The following is a 19732-nucleotide window of genomic DNA, read 5'->3' on the forward strand; positions in this document are numbered from 1 at the left end:
ATGGCCCTTGCTCTCTATACGTACTGGCGTTCCAGCGCCGCTTACCGGATCCGCATCGCCCTGAACCTGAAGGGCCTGGCCTATGAATCGAGGTTCATCAGCCTGGTGAACGAGGGGGGCGACCATCTGAAGCCGGGTTATCGCGAGGTTTCGCCGCAGGGCCAGCTCCCGACCCTGGTGGATGGCGACTTTGTCGTTCGCCAGTCGATGGCCATCCTGGAGTATCTGGAAGAGACTCGCCCGACGCCTTCCTTGCTGCCTGCCGATCCGCGCCACCGTGCGCGCGTCCGTGAGCTGGCGCTCGCTGTGGGCACGGATATCCACCCGCTGGGCAATCTGCGGGTGCTGAAGGAGCTCGAAGCACGGTTCGGGGCGGATCAGGCGGCCAAGGCCGCGTGGTCCCGGCGCTGGATCGGGCATGGCTTCGACGGTATCGAGGCCCTGCTGGCGCAGGGGCCGCGCGGCACGTTCTGTTGGGGCGATACGCCGACGATCGCCGATGCGTGCCTTGTGCCGCAGTACTACAACGCGGTGCGCTGGGAACTCGACCTGGGTCCGTACCCGCTGATCCGCCGGGTGGTGGCTAACTGCCAGGCGCTTGAGGCGTTCCAGGCGGCGGCGCCCGAGGTGCAGGCCGACGCGCCGCGGACCTGAAGGCATCGCGCGCAGACGCCCTCCTACAAAAGACCTGCGAAGGCTCTTGTAGGAGCGCGCTCGCGCGCGATCCGCGAGGCGCTACGAATTAAACGCCGATCCCGTACGGATCGCTCGAAGCGAACTCGTTACCGGTCGCGCCCTCGGACAGGCGGATCTTCAGGGCCAGGCCATCACGCGAATCTGCTTTGTTCAGGCATTCCTCGAGCGTGATCCGGCCTTCCTTGTACAGGCGGTAGAGCGACTGGTCGAAGGTCTGCATGCCTTCCTGCAGGCTGCGATCCATGGCGTCCTTCACCTCGTGGATCTGGCCACGGCGGATCATGTCGCGGATGAGCGGGGTGTTCAGCAGCACTTCGGTCGCCGGCATGCGGCGGCCGTCCTTGCCCAGCACCAGGCGCTGGCTGATCACCGAGCGCAGGTTCAGGGCCAGGTTCATCAGCACGTTCTTGTGTGCCGATTCCGGGAAGAAGTTCAGGATGCGCTCGAGGGTCTGGTCCGCATTGTTAGAGTGCAGGGTCGCCAGGCACAGGTGGCCGGTTTCCGAGAAGGCGATGGCGGCTTCCATCGTCTCCGTGTCGCGAATTTCGCCGATCATGATCACATCGGGCGCTTCACGCATCGCGTTCTTCAACGCCTCGTGATAGCTGTGCGTATCCAGGCCCACTTCGCGCTGGTTCACGATGGAGCGCTTGTGGCGGTGCAGGTACTCGATGGGGTCCTCGATCGTGAGGATATGGCCCGAGCTATTGGTATTGCGGTGGTCGAGCATGGCCGCCAGGGTGGTGGACTTGCCCGAGCCGGTGGCGCCGACGACCAGGATAAGGCCGCGCGGCTCCATGATCAGGTCGCGGAAAATACCCGGCAACTGGAGCTCTTCCAGGGACGGGATCTCGCTCTTGATGGCACGGATAACCATGCCGATCTCGCCACGCTGCTTGAAAACGTTGATACGGAAACGGCCGGCTTCCTTCACCGCCAGCGCCATGTTCAGCTCGAGATCGCGCTCGAACTGGGGAACCTGGCCCTCGTCCATCAGGGAATAGGCGATCTTCTTGACCATGCCGCTGGGCAGGCCCGTGTTACCAAGCGGGTAAAGCTTGCCTTCCACCTTGATGTTCACAGGGGCACCGGTCGTCAGGAACATGTCCGACGCGCCCTTGTCCACCATCAGTTTCAGGAAATAACCGATATCCACCTAAACCCCCGTTGGTTCGCATTACAATCGAGACGACGGTCTCCCGACTTTCTATATCGACAATATCTCGCAAAGCTGTAAGAGGAACGAGTGATGGTGCACAACTTGCCGTCGAACGCCCTGCCGAAGGGCCGCCGGCTCCTTGCCCAGGCCGCTCTGGCCCTGGCTTTCGCCACCCTGGCTGGCTGCGCAAGCACGCCGCCGCCGGATGGTCCCATGAACCAGGCCCTGGCCCAGTTACAGGCCGCTCGCGATGCCGGCGCTGCCGATTACGCGCCGGTCGATCTCGATTATGCCCAAAGCAAGTTCCGCCAGGCACAGGCGGCGATGGCGTCGAAGAAGTACGACGATGCGTCGGTGCTCGCCGATGAGTCGCGCGCGGATAGCGAACTGGCCCGCGCCAAGGCCCGCCTGGGTGCCGCCCGCGCCCAGAACTCTGCCAAGAGCAAGGAAAACGCGCAGATGCGCGTCGAAATGATCGACAACCACCAGAACGATACGGTGCCCATCCCGAACAACGTGCAGGAGACGGAATCCGTCCTGCCGGAAGCCACGGATAGCACCCCGCCGCCCGTGGGCGGCCAGACCCAGCCGCTGAACGACAATGGTGGCGGTTACATCCAGCCGCAGAACAACCAGCCGCAGCCGAATAACCAGGGAGGCCAGTGATGAAGCGCTACACGATCCTCCTCTCCGCCCTCGCGCTGGCCTTTTCGGCCGGCGTGGCCGTGGCCGCCACCGATGACCTCGACGTGCGCCGCCTGAACACCAGCCTGGACCAGCTCTCGAGCGATCCGACCCTTGGCAGCTACGCCCAGGCCGAGCAGGCCCGGGCCCGCGAAGCCATCAACCAGATGGCCCAGTTCAAGCCGAAGGACAAGGAGCACGCCCACTACCAGTACGTGGCCGAGCGCCGGGTCGACATCGCCAAGGCGATGGCCCAGCTTCAGGACGCCCAGGCCAAGAGCGCTCAGCTTGACCGCGAGCACGACGCCATCCTGCTGGAAGCCAGCCGCCTCGATACCGAGATGGCCCGTCGCCAGCTCGAGCAGCAGCGCCAGCAGAACCAGATGATCCAGGAAGAAGCCGCCCGCCTGCAGCAGCAGGGCGTGGAGTATTCCCAGGCGCTGGAACAGGCCAAGGCCGAGGGCGACAAGGCCCGTCAGGTCGCCGCCGCGCAGGCTCGCGTCGCCAACGCCGCCAAGAAGCAGGCCGCCCTGGCCGAATCGGCCGCGCGCGCCATGCGTGATCTGAACTCCTCGGACGGCGGTGCCCCGGCCAACACGCCGGCCACCGGTTCGTCCAAGAAGAAGGCCTCGGGCGGTAACTGACGCCCCGCCGCGCACAAGCGCGCTCCTACAAGCCAGCGACACCTATGTAGGAGCGTGCTTGCACGCGATGGCCGCCAAGGGCGGCCGCCCGCCTGCCGCAACGCCCGGCCCTTTGCCTGCCGCGTAAGCCGTTGCCAGTGCAACCGTTTTTGCGCGCGTTTTTGCGAAAATTCTCCCTTGCAGCCCTCCGGACAGCGGAGTAGGTTGGATCTCCCGACACCCAGAATTCACGTGTCGGGTTCCTGCCGGAGCATGCGTTGAAGTTCATAGGCCCGCCCATCGCGAACCATTCCGCTTCCGATGCCACAGCGTGCCCGCATGGCTCCCCTCACGACCGCCCCATGCCATGGGCCGGCCCCACCGCGAGGAGATCTGCAATGTTCGAAAACCAGCAGCGTGACGACGTCGAGAAATTCATCCATGCCAGCGTCGAAACCCGTCGTCTTTATTCCCAACATCAGGAACTGAACAAGAAGCTTGAGGAAGCGGGTCGCGGATGTCTTCCGCTCAGCGACCGGGACCTCACCCAGATGAAGCGGGATAAGCTGCACGCCAAGGAAAAACTCGAACGAATGTGGGATTCCTGGCAGGCCTCACGGCCGCACTGAGTCGAACAACAGGTAAAGGAAGGGCGCGCATGTCGCGCCCTTTTTGTTGCGCCGCATAAGGAACCGTGTGCCGAATGAGAGGTCTCGCATACATCGTTTCGCCGTAGCCTGAACAGCGGGGGCTCGAACGGTCGCGGCACCCACTATCATGGGCGCCCATCGGGCAGGGTCGAAGGGGCCCCGCCAGCACACCTACGGAGTTCCAATGAAGGTTCATGACAGCGTCCTCGATCTGATCGGCCGCACACCCATGGTGCGGGCCCAGCACCTGGATACCGGCTGTTGCGAGCTGTTCCTGAAACTGGAAAGCGCCAACCCGGGCGGTTCGGTGAAGGACCGCATCGGCATGTCCATGATCGAGGGCGCCGAGCGCGCCGGGAAGATCAAGCCGGGTGACACCCTGGTCGAAGGTACGGCCGGCAACACGGGCCTGGGCCTTGCCCTGGTCGCCCAGCAGAAAGGCTACCGCCTGATCCTGGTCGTACCCGACAAGATGAGCCGCGAGAAGATTTTCAACCTGAAGGCCATGGGCGCCGAAGTGGTGCTTACCCGATCGGACGTGGCCAAGGGCCACCCGGAGTACTACCAGGACATGGCGGAGCGCATCGCCCGCGAAACGCCGGGCGCGTACTTCATCAATCAGTTCGGCAACCCGGATAACCCCGCCGCCCACGTGCAGACCACCGGCCCGGAGATCCTCGACCAGCTTGATGGCAAGGTTGACGCCATCGTCGTGGGCTGTGGTTCCTCGGGCACCATGAGCGGCCTCACCGCTTACCTTCGCGAGCATTCGCCGGATACGAAGATCGTTCTCGCCGACCCGGTCGGTTCGATCCTGGCCCAGTACATCAACGAAGGCACGCTTTCCGAGAAGTCGGGCTCGTGGATGGTCGAAGGCATCGGCGAGGATTTCCTCCCGTCGATCAGCGATTTTTCGATGGTGGAGAAGGCGTTCGCCATCTCCGACAAGGAAAGCTTCCTCGCCGCGCGCGAGCTGCTCTCGAAAGAGGGCGTGCTCGGCGGCTCCTCGACAGGCACCCTGCTGGCTGCCGCACTCAAGTACTGCCGCGAACAGACCACGCCCAAGCGAGTGGTCACGCTGGTCTGCGATACGGGTAACAAGTACCTGTCGAAGATGTACAACGATTACTGGATGCTCGATAACGGCTTCATCGAGCGTGAGCACTACGGCGATCTGCGCGATCTCATCCTGCGTCCGTACGCCCAGCGCGACACCGTGGTGGTCAAACCGGATGACCTGCTGGTCACCGCGTACAACCGCATGAAGCTGTACGACGTCTCCCAGCTGCCGGTCATGGAGGGCGACCGTATCGTCGGCATCCTCGATGAATCGGATGTGCTGCTGCATGTCCATGCCGATGAATCGCGGTTCCGTGACAGGGTCGAGACCGCGATGATCGCCTCGCCCGAGATGATCCAGGTCACCTCGTCGATCGAATCGCTGATGTCAGTGTTCGAAAAGGGGCACGTCGCCATCGTCGTCAATGGCGAGCAGTTCCTCGGCCTCATTACCCGCATCGACTTGCTCAACTACCTGCGTCGCAAGGTCAATTAAGGATCAAGGGGAAAGACCATGTGTGGAATCGTTGCTGCCGTTGCACAGCGTGATATCGCGCCCATCCTGATTGCGGGCCTCAAGGCCCTCGAATACCGCGGCTATGATTCCGCAGGCATGGCCATTGCGGATGAAGGCGAAATCCGCCGCGTCCGTGCCAAGGGCAAGGTCCGCGAAATGGAGGCCCTTTACGACGCCGATCCGATCCCGGGCGGCACGGGTATCGCGCACACGCGCTGGGCGACCCACGGTGTCCCCAGCGAGGTGAACGCGCACCCGCACGTGCAGGGCCGCATCGCCATCGTCCATAACGGCATCATCGAGAACTACGCCAGCCTGCGCGAAGGGCTGCAGGCCAAGGGCCGCACGTTCCATTCGCAAACCGACACCGAGGTGATGGGTGCGGTCATCGATGAGCACGTGCAGGCAGGCAAGTCGCTCCGCGATGCGGTCACGGCCGCCGTGCGCGAGCTGGAAGGTGCCTACGCCATTGCGGTGATGAGCCTGGACGAGCCGGGCCGCATCGTCGGCGCGCGCCGCGGTTGCCCCTTGTTGGTGGGCATCGGCATTGGTGAGCACTTCCTGGGCTCCGATGCCCAGGCGCTCATCAAGGTCACCAACCGCATGATGTACCTGGAAGAAGACGACATCGTCGAGATCACCCGCAACGACGTGCAGGTGTTCGATATCCACGGCAACCCGGTGGATCGCGCCGCGCACGAAAGCGAGATCAGCGCCGACTCGGTAGAGCGTGGCGAATACCGCCACTACATGCAGAAAGAAATCTTCGAGCAGCCGCGTGCCGTGGCCGATACGCTGGAAGGCCGGATTGGCCCCCACGGCGTGCTGCCGAATATTTTTGGTATCGACGCGGACCCCATCCTGGACAAGGCTCGCGCCATCCATATCGTGGCTTGCGGCACCAGTTACCACGCGGGCATGGTGGCGAAGTACTGGATCGAAGAACTGGCTCGTATCCCCGTCGTGGTCGAAGTGGCCAGCGAATATCGCTACCGTGACGTCGTGGTGCCGGACGATACGTTGTTCGTGGCGGTGTCCCAGTCAGGCGAAACCGCCGACACCCTGGCCGCCATGCGCGAATCGCGCCGCCGTGGCTACCTCGCCACGTTTGCGATCTGCAACGTGCCGGAATCGTCGGTCGTGCGCGAATCCGACCTGCGCCTGATGACGCGCGCGGGCCCGGAGATCGGCGTGGCGTCGACCAAGGCGTTCACTACCCAGCTCACGGCGTTCGCTCTGCTGGCGCTCGACCTGGGCCGCCGCCGTGGGCTGGATCGTGCCGCTTACCTGGCACACTGCCAGGAACTGCAGTCGCTGCCGCGCTACATCGAGAACGCGCTTAAGAGCGAAGACCAGATCGTCGCCATCGCCGACCACTTCGTCGCCAAGCAGCACGCCCTGTTCCTGGGCCGTGGCGCACAGTTCCCGGTGGCGTTGGAAGGCTCGCTCAAGCTTAAGGAAATCTCCTATATCCACGCCGAAGCCTACCCGGCAGGCGAGCTCAAGCATGGCCCGCTGGCACTGGTGGATGAGAACATGCCGATCGTCGCCGTGGCACCGAACGGCCCGCTGCTCGACAAGCTGAAATCGAACCTGCAGGAAGTGCGGGCGCGTGGCGGCGAGCTGATCGTCTTTGCCGACGAACGCGCGGACCTGGATACCGATACGGAGCGCCTGGCCACGGTCCTGGTCGATGGTGGTGGCGACCTGATCGCCCCGGCCGTGTTTACCGTGCCGATGCAGCTGCTGGCGTACCACGTGGCGGTCTTGCGCGGCACCGATGTGGATCAGCCGCGTAACCTGGCGAAATCGGTGACGGTGGAGTGACAGGCCCGGGCATTCACCCTTCGGCCGATGTGCAGTCGTCTGCCATCGGCAACGGCACGCGCGTCTGGCAGTTCGTCGTTATCCTGCGCGGCGCCGTGATCGGGGCGGATTGCAATATCTGTTCCCACTGCTTCATCGAAAACGATGTCGTGGTGGGGGATCGGGTCACCGTGAAAAGTGGTGTGCAACTGTGGGATGGTTTACGCGTGGGCGACGATGTGTTCATCGGCCCCAATGCGACGTTTACCAACGACCGGCATCCGCGCTCGCGCGTGTATCCGGAGGAAGGGTTTCTGGAAACGATCGTGCACCGGGGGGCATCCATCGGTGCCAATGCGACGATCCTTCCCGGTATCGAGATTGGTGAGGGCGCGATGGTGGGCGCGGGGGCGGTTGTGACGCGATCCGTGCCGCCGCGGGCTGTCGTGGTAGGAAACCCTGCGCGTATCGTGCGCTATGTGGCCTGAGTCGGCCGATAAAGGCGAAATGATGTTGCACGTCGATTCGGAGCGTCGGGGTTGAGGCGGCAGCTTGCCGGGTTCGCGGTGGCCGGCGTGGCCGGTTTCCTGGTCGATACCGGTGTGTTGTACGCCGCGCTCGCGTGTGGGTTCGGGCCGTTTTGGGGACGTTCGATATCGTTTCTGTGCGCGATTATCACGACCTGGGTAATCAACCGTACGATTACCTTTCGTCCTCCGGAGGGCCGAGGTCTGCTATCCGAGTTTGCACACTACCTGGCCGCCAGTTCTATCGGTGCGGTCGCCAATTACGGCGTCTACAGCGCCGCTATCCTGGTGCTTCCGCATGCCGTATGGGCGCCGTTGGTCGCCGTGGCTGCTGGTGTCGGGGTCGGCATGGTCTTCAATTTCGTCGGCGCGAAGTTCTGGGTGTTCAGGCACGGCTAGGCAGCGGTGCCATCACTTCCGCGAGATCGTCCTCCCAGCGCGGCAAAGCGAGTGCAAAGTCGGCTTTAATACGATGCGTATCCAATAGCGACCACGCGGGGCGCCGTGCCGGAGTAGGGAACGCTGACGTGGTGATGGCCTTCACGGGCACGGGGTGGGATAGCGCGCCAACGGCTACGGCGTTCGCGATGATAGCCTCGGCGAAGCCGTGCCAGGTCGTGCTACCGCTCGCTGTCAGGTGGTAAACGCCTTGCTGGCGCCCACGTCCAGGGTGCCAGTTTTTGACGATGTGTGCCGTGCTGCGAGCTAGCAAGGGCGCACTTGTGGGGCTTCCATGCTGGTCTGCCACCACGCTCAGCTCACCGCGCTCGCGTGCGAGCCGGAGCATGGTTGTCAGGAAATTGCGGCCTTGCAGGCTATACACCCATGCGGTTCGCAGGATGAGGTGATCAGCGCCCGATGCGGCGAGTGATTGCTCGCCCTCGAGCTTGGTTTGCCCATAGACATTCACTGGAACCGTTACGTCCGCTTCGCGATAGGAGTGCCGGGCGTCGCCCGCGAAGACATAGTCGGTGGAGTAGTGGATGATGCCTGCTCCGACGGTGCGACCTATCTCGCCCAGCAGCCCGGGCAGCGTTGCATTCATTGCCCGGGCTGCTTCGATGTCGTGTTCCGCCGCATCGACCGCCGTATACGCCGACGCGTTCACGACCAGTGACGGGCGTTCGGCTAGCAGCAGTTCGCGGACCGCGTTGCGATCGGTGAGGTCGCAGGCAATGTCACTGCCGCCAGCCCCGCGCCGTGTAACGGCAACCACCCTTCCCAAAGGGGCGAGAGTGGATCGAAGGTATCCCCCAAGCTGTCCGTCGGCCCCTAGGAGCAGGATCGTCACGCGATGTAATCCGGCAAGCGATCACGCGGCACGTCATCGAAGAACGGCGCGCGGCGATCCTTTTCCGAAAGCTCCGGGTGGCTCAATGGCCAGTCGATCGCGAACCTGGCATCGTCCCAGCGGATGGCGGCGTCAGCTGCCCTATCGTAGGCGGTGGTGCATTGGTAGGTGAACGTGGCGAACTCGGATACCACACAGAAGCCGTGCGCATACCCCGGCGGAATCCACAGGTGGCGCTTGTTGTCCGCCGAAAGCATGGCGCCGACGTAGCGCCCGAACGTTGGCGAATCGGGGCAGATATCCACGGCCACGTCGTACACCTCGCCCTCGAGCACACTGACTAGCTTGCCCTGCGGGTTTGGCCACTGGTAGTGCAGCCCGCGCAACACGCCGCGGCTTGAGCGCGATACGTTCGATTGGACGAAGGTGGCATCGATGCCTGCCGCGGCGAAGCGCGCCTGGTTGAATGCCTCGTAGAAAAAACCGCGTTCGTCGCCAAAGACTGCAGGCTCGATCAGGATGACGCCCGGCAGTTCGGTGTCATGGCATTTCATCGGCCCGGCCCCTGCTCGGCCAGCCGGAGCAGATATTGCCCGTAGCCGATCTTGGCAAGCGGCGCCGCCAGTGCCTCGAGCTGCTGCCGGTCGATCCAGCCGTGGATGAAGGCGATTTCCTCGGGGCAGCAAATCTTCAGGCCCTGGCGATTCTCGATCGTCTGGATGTAATTGCCGGCTTCCATGAGGGATTCGTGCGTACCTGTGTCGAGCCACGCATGGCCGCGGCCAAGCTGCTCCATGTTGAGTTTGCCGTCGCGAAGATAGCGCCGGTTGAGGTCGGTGATTTCCAGCTCGCCGCGGGGCGATGGCGTGAGCTCCGCAGCGTAATCCGACGCGTGCTCATCATAGAAATACAGCCCGGTGACTGCGAAATTCGAGCGCGGTTGCGTTGGCTTTTCGACGATATCGGTGACCCGGCCTTCGGCATCGAACGAGGCGACGCCGTAACGTTCGGGGTCTTTCACCTGGTAGCCGAAGACCGTGGCGCCCGTATCGCGCGCCGAAGCGCGGCGCATGCGCTCCACAAGGCCATCGCCGTAGAAGATATTGTCGCCAAGCACCAGGGCGCTCGGCGCGCCGTCGAGGAAGTCGCGGCCGATAAGGAGCGCCTGGGCGAGTCCGTCCGGCGAGGGCTGCACTTCGTAACGGATGGCAATGCCCCACTGCGAGCCATCGCCAAGCAGTCGCTGGAACAGATGCTGCTCATGCGGGGTGTTGATGATGAGGATGTCGCGAATGCCCGCCAACATCAGCGTGCCCAGCGGGTAATAGATCATGGGCTTGTCGTACACGGGCAGAAGCTGTTTGCTTACTGCTTGCGTGATCGGATGCAGCCGGGTACCTGCGCCACCAGCCAGGATGATGCCTTTGCGTGCCTTCATGCGCCTAAACGCTCCATGCGATAGCTGCCGTCGAGAATGCTTGCGACCCAGGGCTGGTTTGCCAGGTACCAGTCGATGGTGCGCGCTAGCCCCTGGGTGAAATCGTGGCGAGGCCGCCAGCCAAGTTCCGTCTGGAGCTTGCTGGCATCGATCGCGTAGCGGCGGTCGTGGCCCGGACGGTCGCGCACGAAGCGCACGAGCTCACGCCGGGGGCGTTCGGCGGGCATGCGTTCGTCGAGCAGGTCGCAGATCGCATGGACCACATCGATATTCATCCGCTCGCTGTCTCCGCCGACGTTGTAGGTTTCACCAGGGCGGCCGCCGGCGAGCACCGCGAAAATCGCCTCGCAGTGATCCTCCACGAACAGCCAGTCGCGAATATTTCGGCCATCGCCGTAAACCGGGAGCGCTTCTCCGGCCAATGCTTTCTGAACGACCAGGGGAATCAGCTTCTCGGGAAACTGCCAGGGGCCGTAGTTGTTCGAGCAGTTGGTGGTCAAGGTCGGCAATCCATAGGTGTGGTGGAAGGCGCGGACCAGGTGATCCGACGCGGCCTTGCTCGCCGAGTAGGGAGAGTTAGGCGCGTACGGTGTGTGTTCGCTGAAGCGTCCCTCGTTGCCTAGCGAGCCATAAACCTCATCGGTGGAGACGTGCAGGAACCGGAATAGCGCGGCCTCTGCAGCTGGGAGCGAAGCCAGGTACTCGCGTGCCGCCTCCAGCAGGGCAAGGGTGCCGGTGACGTTCGTTTCGACAAAGGCGGCCGGCCCGTCGATCGACCGGTCGACGTGCGATTCGGCGGCGAAGTTGATGATCGCCGTGGGGCGGTGCTCGCGCAGCAGGCTGGCGACGAGGGCCTTGTCGCCGATATCGCCATGGACGAACCGATGGTCTCCCGGGCCACTGAGACCCGCAAGGGTCGCAAGGTTGCCTGCGTAGGTCAATTTATCCAAATTGACGACATGATGGCCGGCGTTAACCGCTAAATGGACGAAGTTTCCGCCGATAAAGCCGGCGCCGCCGGTGACAAGCAAAGTATGCATGGAAAACCTTATGGCCTGGCCACGTCATTGCGGCGAGGAGCGCAGGGATTATGACGCACGCCCTAGATGAATGCGGCTTCAGCCGTTCGCGAAATTCCAGCGCGGCGAAACGGTAATATAGGTCGCTTTGCTCCGCCCCCTATCCGGGGGTTTGGTCTGGAATTGCGGGAAAAACAATGGCTTCCAAAAAGACACCTCGTGCGTATGGCCTGGGTACCCTCGCCATTCATGCCGGCCAGCACCCGGATCCGTCCACCGGGGCGATCATGACCCCGATCTATGCGACATCGACCTACGTGCAGTCGAGCCCCGGTGTTCATAAGGGCTACGAATATTCCCGTACCCAGAACCCGACCCGCATGGCGTACGAGGCCTGCGTCGCGGCGCTCGAGGGCGGTGTCGCCGGGTTCGCCTTCGGTTCTGGTCTCGCTGGCGCCGCTACGGTGCTCGACATGCTCGATACCGGTAGCCACGTCATTGCCATGGACGACCTCTATGGCGGTACCTACCGGTTGTTCGAACGGGTCCGCCGCCGCTCGGCAGGCCTCGATTTCTCGTTCGTCGATCTCAACGACACAGCGGCCCTCAAGGCGGCGCTGAAGCCGAACACCCGCATGATCTGGGCCGAGACGCCCACGAACCCCATGCTGAAGCTGGTCGACCTGGCCAAGCTCTCGGCGTTCGCGAAGAAGCACGGCCTCATCCTGGTCGTGGACAACACCTTCTGCTCGCCGATCCTGCAGCGCCCGATCGAGTACGGCGCCGACCTGGTTCTGCATTCGGCCACGAAATACCTGAATGGCCATTCGGACATGGTGGGCGGCATCGTGGTGGCTGCAAACAAGGAGATGGCCGAGCAGATGGCCTTCCTGCAGAACTCCGTCGGCGCCGTATCCGGCCCGTTCGATTCGTTCCTGGCGATGCGTGGCCTGAAGACCCTGCATCTGCGCATGAAGGGCCACTGCGAGTCGGCGCTGGATATCGCGCGCTGGCTGGAAAAGCATCCCGGCATCGATCGCGTGATCTACCCGGGCCTCAAATCCCATCCCCAGCACGCGCTCGCCCGCCGCCAGATGGATGGCTTCGGCGGCATCATCTCGGCGGAAGTGAAGGGCGGCCTGCGCGCCGCGCGCAAAATGCTCGAGCGCTGCGAGCTGTTCGCGTTGGCCGAGTCGCTCGGCGGCGTGGAGAGCCTGATCGAGCATCCGGCGATCATGACCCACGCGTCGATCCCGCCGGCGACGCGCAAGCGGCTGGGTATCAGCGATAGCCTGATCCGGCTGTCGGTGGGTGTGGAAGACATCGAAGATTTGCGTGCGGAACTCGACTCCGCGCTCAAGCGCTGAGCAGGCACGAAGATGAGTGAACTCGTCCGTGCTGTGTGGAGCTACCGGCATTTTATCGTATCGTCCGTCAAAAACGACCTGAAGGCGCGCGTCGCCAGAAGCCGTTTGGGTGCAGCCTGGATGGTGCTGCAGCCATTGGCGCAGGTGGCGATTTACTCGTTGGTGCTGTCGCGTGTCATGGGCGCGAAATTGCCCGGCACGACCAATCAGTACGCCTACTCGATTTATCTGATGTCGGGCATGCTTGCCTGGTCATTGTTCCTCGAAATTGTCACGCGGTCGCTCACGTTGTTTGTTGATAACGGAAACCTCATGAAGAAGATTTTCTTCCCGAGGGCTACCCTTCCGTTTATCGCCGTTGGCTCGGCGCTGGTCAGTAGCGTCCTTCTTTTTATTGCGACGCTGCTCATCTTCGGCATTGCCGGCCATATGCCGAGCTCCGCGGTGCTGTGGATACCGTTTCTGATGGGCGTGACGATCGTTTTCTCGCTCGGCATCGGCTTGCTGCTTGGTGTGGTCAACGTGTTCGTACGTGACGTAGGTCAGGTCATGAACGTCGTTCTGCAGTTGTGGTTCTGGGTCACACCCATCGTCTACATGCCGAGCATTCTTCCTTCGGGGTTTGGCGGCATCATTCGCGCTAATCCTATGTATTACATCGTATCGAGCTATCAATCAGTTCTCCTGTTTGGAAAGGCGCCCGAACTGTTGCCACTGGCTATTACGGCGATCGGATCGTTTGCAGTGCTAGCGCTCGCATTTTTCCTGTTTCGTCGTGCGGCTCCCGAAATGGTGGATGTGCTCTGATGTCGGTCATGTTGGAAGTGAGCGGTGTGGGCAAGGCCTTCAGGGACTATGGCAGCGAATTGAAGCGCATCGCCACCTGGTTTGGCTTGCGCGTCAAGCCGCGCGAAGAACATTGGGTATTGCGCGGTATTTCGTTTCAAGTCGGAAGAGGCGAAGCTATTGGGATCGTGGGGCAGAATGGCGCAGGCAAGAGCACGCTGTTGAAGCTCATCACGCGGACGCTCATGCCTAGCGAAGGTTTCATCGCTGTCCATGGACGGATTGCGGCCATCCTTGAGCTTGGTATGGGATTCAGCCCCGATCTGACCGGTCGCCAGAACGTTTATCACGCGGCGGGCCTCATGGGCTTTTCGCGAGAGCAAATTGATTCGGCTATGCCCGATATCGAGGCGTTTGCCGAGATTGGCGAATACTTTGATGAGTATGTCCGCACGTACTCGAGCGGGATGCAGATGCGTGTGGCTTTCAGTGTCGCTACGGCTTTTCGTCCCGACATTCTGATCGTGGACGAAGCGCTTTCGGTGGGCGATGCCTACTTCCAGCACAAGTGCTTCAAGCGCATCAAGGAATTTCGTGAGCTGGGCACCAGCTTGCTAATCGTGTCGCACGATAGCGGCGCCATTCAGAATATGTGCGATCGTGCCATCCTGCTTCAAGCGGGCCGGGTGCTGAAGGATGGCGACCCGGTCGAGGTCATGGATGCGTACAATGCACTGATTGCCGAGCGTGAGAATACGACCATGAGGGTCGAGCGCCTGGATTCCGGTCAAGTCCAGACCATTTCCGGGACGTTCGAGGCCGTCGTCAAGGATATTCGTCTCTACGGGCCAGCTGGCGAGCCGGTCGAGTTTGTCGACGTCGGACAGGACGTTGAGTTGCGGATTGATGTCGAGGCTCGAATTGACATCCCGCGCCTCGTGTTGGGCTACATGATCAAAGACCGTCTTGGGCAACCGGTTTTTGGCACCAACACCTTTCATACAAAGCAGGTCGTCACTGATGTGGCCGCCGGTTCCATCGTCTCTTACACGGCCAGGTTCCCGATGAACATTGGCGCGGGCTCCTATTCGATCTCGACGGCTCTGGTGAGTACGGATACCCATCTGGTGGATAACTATGAGTGGCGCGACCTCGCTTTGATCTTCACCGTGGGCAACCACTCGCACCCGCACTTCGTGGGTAGCGCTTGGATCCCGCCAATTATCGAATCGAGGCGCCTGCCATGACATTCATTAGTTACGCCCAGAACTTCGAGGACGTGATGCTTCATCGCGTCCTGGGTCACGTTGCCCGCGGTTTCTATGTTGATATCGGAGCGCAGCACCCGATTGATGATTCAGTTACAAAGGCGTTCTCGGTCGCCGGATGGCGTGGAATCAACATCGAGCCGGTGCGGCAGTGGTTCGATATGTTGGTATCAGACCGGCCGCACGACCTCAATCTGAACGTCGCTATTGGTGAGAAGGGTGAATTGCGCTTGTTCGAGGTGCAGGGTACGGGCCTGTCCACGACCGATGCTGAGCTTGCTGCACGCTATCAGGCTAGCGGTAAGGAAGTGTTCGAGCACGTCGTCCCTGCGGTCACCCTGGACAGCGTGCTAGCGGAGCACGGTGTCGACGAAGTGCACTTCCTCAAGGTTGACTGTGAAGGTGCTGAGCGTGCGGCGCTAGCGTCGTTTTCGTTCGATAGGGTGCGGCCGTGGGTGGTGGTCGTCGAGGCCACTGAGCCTAATAGCCAGATCGGGAACGAGGAGAAGTGGGAAGATATCCTGCTCGATCACGCTTACATCCTCGCGTATTACGACGGATTGAACCGTTACTATGTGCCGCGCGAGCGTGATGCGCTCCTGGCATCGTTCGCGGCGCCTCCCAACGTGTTCGACGATTTCATTCGCGCGAGGGATCAGGCGGCACATGACGCCCTGCACGATTTGCACTTCCGTGCGCACGACATGGTGCAGGAGCTGACGAGCCTGCGCCCGACCGTCGCGCAGCTTGCCGCCAGCCTTGATGCCGCCAACCGCCAACACGACGAGCGTATTGCACTTGCGGTGGCTAAGGAGGCCGATCTGCGATCAGGGCTCGACTCCCTGGCCGAGCAGGCAGCCTCCGCGTCGGCGCGGGTCACTGACCTCGAGCATGCCATGGCGCTCCTGCGTGTGGAGACTGGAGCCGATCATATGGATGCTGAACGCCGTAAGGCGGAACGGACGATCGCGGACCTGCGGGCGCGGGAGGCGGCTTTCCACGCAGAAGTTTCTCGTCGGGATGACTATATCCACTCGTTGCTCACGAGCTCGTCTTGGCGAATCACTGCACCCTGGCGTGGCATCAGGCTGGTGGCCAATAAGGTGGCGAGGGGTAGCTGGCGGCTAGTGCGGCCTGTCGTGGTCCGTGTGGTGCGTGCCGCGATTCCGGCGATGCGCGCGATGCTCCGGATCCCAGGGGTACGGCCCGTCGTGGCGAGGGCCCTTGGACCGCATACCCGGATCGGTCGCCGTATTCGCGCTTTCTTTGCGCCAGCCCCACACCCGGGTGATGCAACATTTGTCGCACCGGAGGCGCTGACGGAGCAGGGTCAGGCAATGGAAGTATTGCTGAAACGAATGATAAACAGACGTACGGAAGGCTAAGGTAGATGGAGGGTCGGGGGATGCGAATTCTTATTGATCTGCAGGCGTGTCAATCCCCTAGTGGCCGCGTACGCGGTGTTGGGCGCTACTGCCTTGCTTTGGCCGAGGCCATGATCCGTCAGGATCGTGGCCATGAGGTGGTCATCGCGGTTAACGGTGCCATGCCCGCATCCGTGGCCCATATTCGCGACACCTTCCGCGATCTCCTGCCTGACGAACGGGTGCTGATGTGGGAAAGCATCGGCCCGACGGCATCGATGGATGACGGGAACCTTGAGCGTAACCGTGTCGCCGAACACCTGCGCGAGTCCTTCTTCGACGAGGTCGGCGCCGACGTCGTGCTGACCATGAGCATGATCGATGGCTACGCGGACTCTGTTGTAACGTCCGTTCGTGCGGGTTCCTCCGCGCTCCAGGTCGCTATCGCGTTTGATTTCATCCCGTTTCTCATGCCTGAGGTATATCTGGCAAGGCAGGGTGTAGCCGATTGGTATGCAGGAAAGTTGCAACACCTGCGCCAGTGCGATCTGCTGCTCGGTATCTCCGAGTTTACCAGTCGCGAGGCTTCCGAGATCCTTGGCGTTGATCCGGCGCGGGTTGTAAACATTTCCGCGGCAGTTGGACCCGAGTTCCGGAATCTCGGTGACGTGCATGCTGCATCTTCCGTGCGTAAACACGGTATCTCCCGTCCTTTCGTGATGTATGCCGGTGGGTTCGATCCCCGCAAGAACCTGGCTCGACTGATCGAGGCGTTTGCGCTCCTGCCGGCCGAAGTTCGCGATGCGCACCAACTGGTTCTGGTCGGCGGCATTGGTTCGGTCGAGCGGGGTGCTCTTGAGCAGGTAAGCGCATCCCATGGTCTCTCCCCAGACGATCTCGTCTTCACGGGGTTCGTGTCCGACGATGAGTTGGTAAATCTCTACAATGCCTGCGCGCTTTACGCGTTTCCCTCGACACATGAGGGGTTTGGCCTGCCCGCATTAGAGGCCATGGCATGTGGCGCTGTGGTCGTCGGCTCGAACACGACCAGTCTGCCGGAAGTCATTGGGGCGCCGGAGGCGCTGTTCTCGCCTTATGACCCTCAGGCGATCGCGCGTAAGCTTCTTCAGGGGTTGGTCGACGACACGTTCCGTGACGCCATGCGTTCCCATGCGGTCGAGCAGGTCAAGCTTTTTTCATGGGAAATGAGCGCCGACGCCGCCTGGAGGGCAATTGAAGCGGCGCACGCGCACCCTCCGCGCGTGCTGGGTGTCGAGCGTTCGTCCGCCCATGCCCGACGTAAGCTTGCGGTGCTGAGTGGGCGGGACACTTTGCCCGCTGCGATCGCGACGCTTTGCGAAGGCGCGGCCGTGACGATGTTCACGCCGGCAGCCCGCACGCCTGAGTCGATGGCGCTGCCTGGTGGCTGGTCGTGGCGACCCCTATCCGGGCTGGATCCGCGCGCATTTGATGTTGTCATCGTGGACGCGGCTGGCCTGGTGGCGACGGCGCCCTTGTTGACCGCCTTGCGTAGTAGTCGTGCGCTCATTGTTGCTGGCGACGAGGTCATTGGCGAATTGGGCCAACGGCTGCGGGTGCTCGATAGGCACCTGCTCGCGCAGATGCTGTACGGGTGGGGTGGCTACGCCGCGCTGGCGCGGTTGGAGGACGATGCGCTGCTCGCCGCGACGCCGGTCAGTGTATTGGCGTTTGGTTCTGCCCATTGGACGCTACACGAAGCAAGCACGCCACTTCAGCGCCGGTCGGCAGAGGTACTGGTGGGCGAATTGATCGAGCTGCCGGGGGTAAAGTCGTGGGGTACCAACGATCTTACGCAGCTCGCCGCAGCGGTAGCCGGCAATTTGCCTAAGCGCGCGCCGCAGCGCGCCCTTTATGTTGATGTGTCGAACCTCGTCATGACGGATGCCAAGACCGGCATTCAGCGCGTCGTGCGGCATGTACTCACTGAGCTTCTGGCTAGCCCTCCCGACGGATTCCGAATTGAGCCAATCTACATCCGTGCGCACGAGGTCTTTCGCTACGCCCGGACATTTACCACCGAGCGCTTCTATCCCGATGTTGCGCCTGCCGACGACGAGCCGGTCGATTTTCGCCCTGGGGACATTTTTCTTGGGCTGGACCTTGCGGCGCACCTTGTACCGGCCTTCAGGGAGGCGTTCGTCGGCATGCGCGCGCGTGGCGTCGCAGTATCGTTCGTTGTCTATGATTTGCTCCCGCTGCTGCGCCCCGATTGTTTTGACGCCATCCACTTGCCGGTGTTTCGCGCGTGGTATGAGGCTATCGCCGAACTCGCCGACGGAATCGTCTCGATTTCGCGCACGGTTTCAGATGAATTCAAAGCCTGGCTAGACCAGAGTGCGCCACGTCGTGACCGGCCGTTGCGGTTGGGTTGGTTCCACCTCGGAGCCGATCTCGTGCCGGCAGCGCCCGCGGGCGAGGTTGCAGAGGTGGTTTTGCCGTCCTTAGGGAGTCGTCCGACATTTCTTATGGTCGGCACCATTGAGCCGCGCAAGGGGCACGCCCAGGTACTTGCTGCGTTCGAGGACTTGTGGAGCCGCGGGCGCGACGTGAACCTCGTGATCATCGGCAAGCCTGGTTGGCGGACCGAGACGTTGATGTCGCGTCTGCGCGGCCATGCCGAAGCGGGGCGCCGGCTGTTCTGGATGGAAAAGGCAGACGATCACCAGCTCGTCGCCATGTACGGCAGTGCGTCGGCTCTACTTGCGGCGTCCGAGGGGGAGGGGTTCGGCCTGCCCCTGATCGAGGCGGCCCAGTACGGTCTCCCGATTATCGCGCGCGACCTACCCGTGTTCCGCGAGGTGGCTGGCGAGCACGCCGCGTATTTCTCGGGTTTCGAGCCGCGAGACCTGGCAGATGCGGTCGACGCCTGGGTGGATCTATTCGTTGCTTCAGCCCACCCCCGCTCAGCGGGTATGCCGTGGATTACGTGGCAGCAGGCCACGCAGCAACTCATGGATGTCGTCGCGTTGGGCGACTGGAGGGATGCCTGGTCGTCCAATTCGCGCAGGTGCTTCCTGGCGACCGACTATCGTGCCGACACGACGACGGGAGTGTTTAGCAAGGGCCGTCTGCTCACCAGTGGCGTGCCCGGCATGCTCTATGGTTCGGTGGCGTTTCCGCTGGCACGTGGCGATTACCGGATCACTGTCCGTGGTCACCACGGCCCGGTGAACGGCGGCTGGCTCGATGTGGTCGCCCAGCAAGGGCGCTGGCGCGTGGCATCGAACGACCTCAAGGGGGATGGAGGTGTCCTTGCTCACATGCGGGTGGCCTTGCACCAGGATGTGGAGGATCTCCAGCTTCGGCTCATGGTCGACGCCGACACGGACCTCGTCTTCGAAAGCCTCGAAATTTCGCCATGGGACGGCCCTGCCATGCCAACCTGAGCTCGGGATATTCCGTACCGCAGGCCCAAAGCTTTGCTAGAATAAACAAC

17 protein-coding genes and 1 pseudogene are annotated in these 19732 nt (G+C 62.4%); 13 read left to right on the top strand and 5 right to left on the bottom strand.

Annotation, left to right across the window (positions count from 1 at the left end; translation table 11 throughout):
• Positions 1-654, top strand: a complete 654-nt coding sequence (gene maiA, locus L2Y96_RS04740; protein WP_247333101.1) for a maleylacetoacetate isomerase — start codon at positions 1-3, stop codon at positions 652-654.
• A gap of 88 nt (positions 655-742) precedes the next feature.
• On the opposite strand, the gene L2Y96_RS04745 is transcribed toward maiA, so the two are convergent.
• The gene (locus L2Y96_RS04745) at positions 743-1852 is read right to left on the bottom strand and encodes a PilT/PilU family type 4a pilus ATPase (protein WP_283248862.1); all 1110 of its coding nucleotides are present in this window, start codon (positions 1850-1852) and stop codon (positions 743-745) included.
• Positions 1853-1945: 93 nt separating this feature from the next.
• Between L2Y96_RS04745 and L2Y96_RS04750 the strand changes: the two genes are divergently transcribed.
• From L2Y96_RS04750 to L2Y96_RS04780, 7 genes and pseudogenes are all read left to right on the top strand, one after another.
• Positions 1946-2521 (top strand): DUF4398 domain-containing protein, encoded by a 576-nt coding sequence (locus L2Y96_RS04750; RefSeq protein WP_247333103.1) that lies wholly within the window; start codon positions 1946-1948, stop codon positions 2519-2521.
• Positions 2521-3183: a DUF4398 domain-containing protein gene (locus L2Y96_RS04755; RefSeq protein ID WP_247333105.1), complete on the top strand. Its 663-nt coding sequence runs from the start codon at positions 2521-2523 to the stop codon at positions 3181-3183. Before L2Y96_RS04750 ends, L2Y96_RS04755 begins: the two co-directional genes overlap by 1 nt.
• A 377-nt stretch (positions 3184-3560) precedes the next feature.
• On the top strand, positions 3561-3791 hold the full coding sequence (locus L2Y96_RS04760) for an HP1242/YdcH family protein (RefSeq protein ID WP_247333107.1): 231 nt from the start codon (positions 3561-3563) through the stop codon (positions 3789-3791).
• 205 nt (positions 3792-3996) lie between these two features.
• Positions 3997-5367 carry a pyridoxal-phosphate dependent enzyme gene (locus tag L2Y96_RS04765; RefSeq protein WP_247333109.1) on the top strand — a complete coding sequence of 457 codons (1371 nt, stop codon included), beginning with the start codon at positions 3997-3999 and terminating at the stop codon, positions 5365-5367.
• Positions 5368-5385: 18 nt separating this feature from the next.
• Positions 5386-7215 (top strand): glutamine--fructose-6-phosphate transaminase (isomerizing), encoded by a 1830-nt coding sequence (gene glmS, locus L2Y96_RS04770; protein ID WP_247333110.1) that lies wholly within the window; start codon positions 5386-5388, stop codon positions 7213-7215.
• Positions 7216-7226: 11 nt separating this feature from the next.
• Positions 7227-7679 (top strand): annotated as a pseudogene (locus tag L2Y96_RS04775) (acyltransferase); the annotation flags it as partial.
• Positions 7680-7769: 90 nt separating this feature from the next.
• Complete coding sequence (locus L2Y96_RS04780) at positions 7770-8120, top strand: GtrA family protein (RefSeq protein WP_247333112.1); 351 nt, start codon at positions 7770-7772, stop codon at positions 8118-8120.
• Here L2Y96_RS04780 and rfbD read toward each other — a convergent pair.
• Genes rfbD through rfbB form a run of 4 tightly spaced genes read right to left on the bottom strand, consistent with a single transcriptional unit; the run spans position 8107 to position 11490 of the window.
• The gene (gene rfbD / locus L2Y96_RS04785; protein ID WP_247333120.1) at positions 8107-9012 is read right to left on the bottom strand and encodes a dTDP-4-dehydrorhamnose reductase; all 906 of its coding nucleotides are present in this window, start codon (positions 9010-9012) and stop codon (positions 8107-8109) included. The two genes, L2Y96_RS04780 and rfbD, sit on opposite strands and share 14 nt — an antisense overlap.
• Complete coding sequence (gene rfbC / locus L2Y96_RS04790; RefSeq protein WP_247333121.1) at positions 9009-9566, bottom strand: dTDP-4-dehydrorhamnose 3,5-epimerase; 558 nt, start codon at positions 9564-9566, stop codon at positions 9009-9011. The genes rfbD and rfbC overlap by 4 nt, the downstream gene beginning before the upstream one ends.
• Positions 9563-10450 (bottom strand): glucose-1-phosphate thymidylyltransferase RfbA, encoded by an 888-nt coding sequence (gene rfbA, locus L2Y96_RS04795; RefSeq protein ID WP_247333123.1) that lies wholly within the window; start codon positions 10448-10450, stop codon positions 9563-9565. The genes rfbC and rfbA overlap by 4 nt, the downstream gene beginning before the upstream one ends.
• Positions 10447-11490 carry a dTDP-glucose 4,6-dehydratase gene (rfbB, locus tag L2Y96_RS04800; RefSeq protein WP_247333125.1) on the bottom strand — a complete coding sequence of 348 codons (1044 nt, stop codon included), beginning with the start codon at positions 11488-11490 and terminating at the stop codon, positions 10447-10449. Before rfbB ends, rfbA begins: the two co-directional genes overlap by 4 nt.
• 176 nt (positions 11491-11666) lie before the next feature.
• On the opposite strand from rfbB, the gene L2Y96_RS04805 reads away from it, so the two are divergent.
• Genes L2Y96_RS04805 through L2Y96_RS04825 form a run of 5 tightly spaced genes read left to right on the top strand, consistent with a single transcriptional unit; the run spans position 11667 to position 19682 of the window.
• Positions 11667-12836, top strand: coding sequence for a trans-sulfuration enzyme family protein (locus L2Y96_RS04805; protein WP_247333126.1), 1170 nt, complete (start codon positions 11667-11669; stop codon positions 12834-12836).
• 12 nt (positions 12837-12848) lie between these two features.
• A complete protein-coding gene (locus tag L2Y96_RS04810; RefSeq protein ID WP_247333128.1) occupies positions 12849-13643 on the top strand; it encodes an ABC transporter permease in 795 nt (264 codons plus the stop codon).
• Positions 13643-14869 (top strand): ABC transporter ATP-binding protein, encoded by a 1227-nt coding sequence (locus L2Y96_RS04815; protein WP_247333130.1) that lies wholly within the window; start codon positions 13643-13645, stop codon positions 14867-14869. Before L2Y96_RS04810 ends, L2Y96_RS04815 begins: the two co-directional genes overlap by 1 nt.
• A complete protein-coding gene (locus L2Y96_RS04820; RefSeq protein WP_247333132.1) occupies positions 14866-16275 on the top strand; it encodes an FkbM family methyltransferase in 1410 nt (469 codons plus the stop codon). The genes L2Y96_RS04815 and L2Y96_RS04820 overlap by 4 nt, the downstream gene beginning before the upstream one ends.
• 20 nt (positions 16276-16295) lie before the next feature.
• Complete coding sequence (locus L2Y96_RS04825) at positions 16296-19682, top strand: glycosyltransferase family 4 protein (protein WP_247333134.1); 3387 nt, start codon at positions 16296-16298, stop codon at positions 19680-19682.
• Positions 19683-19732: the final 50 nt, after the last annotated feature.

It is taken from the genome of Luteibacter aegosomaticola (genome assembly GCF_023078475.1).
In the GTDB taxonomy this organism is placed as follows: domain Bacteria; phylum Pseudomonadota; class Gammaproteobacteria; order Xanthomonadales; family Rhodanobacteraceae; genus Luteibacter; species Luteibacter aegosomaticola.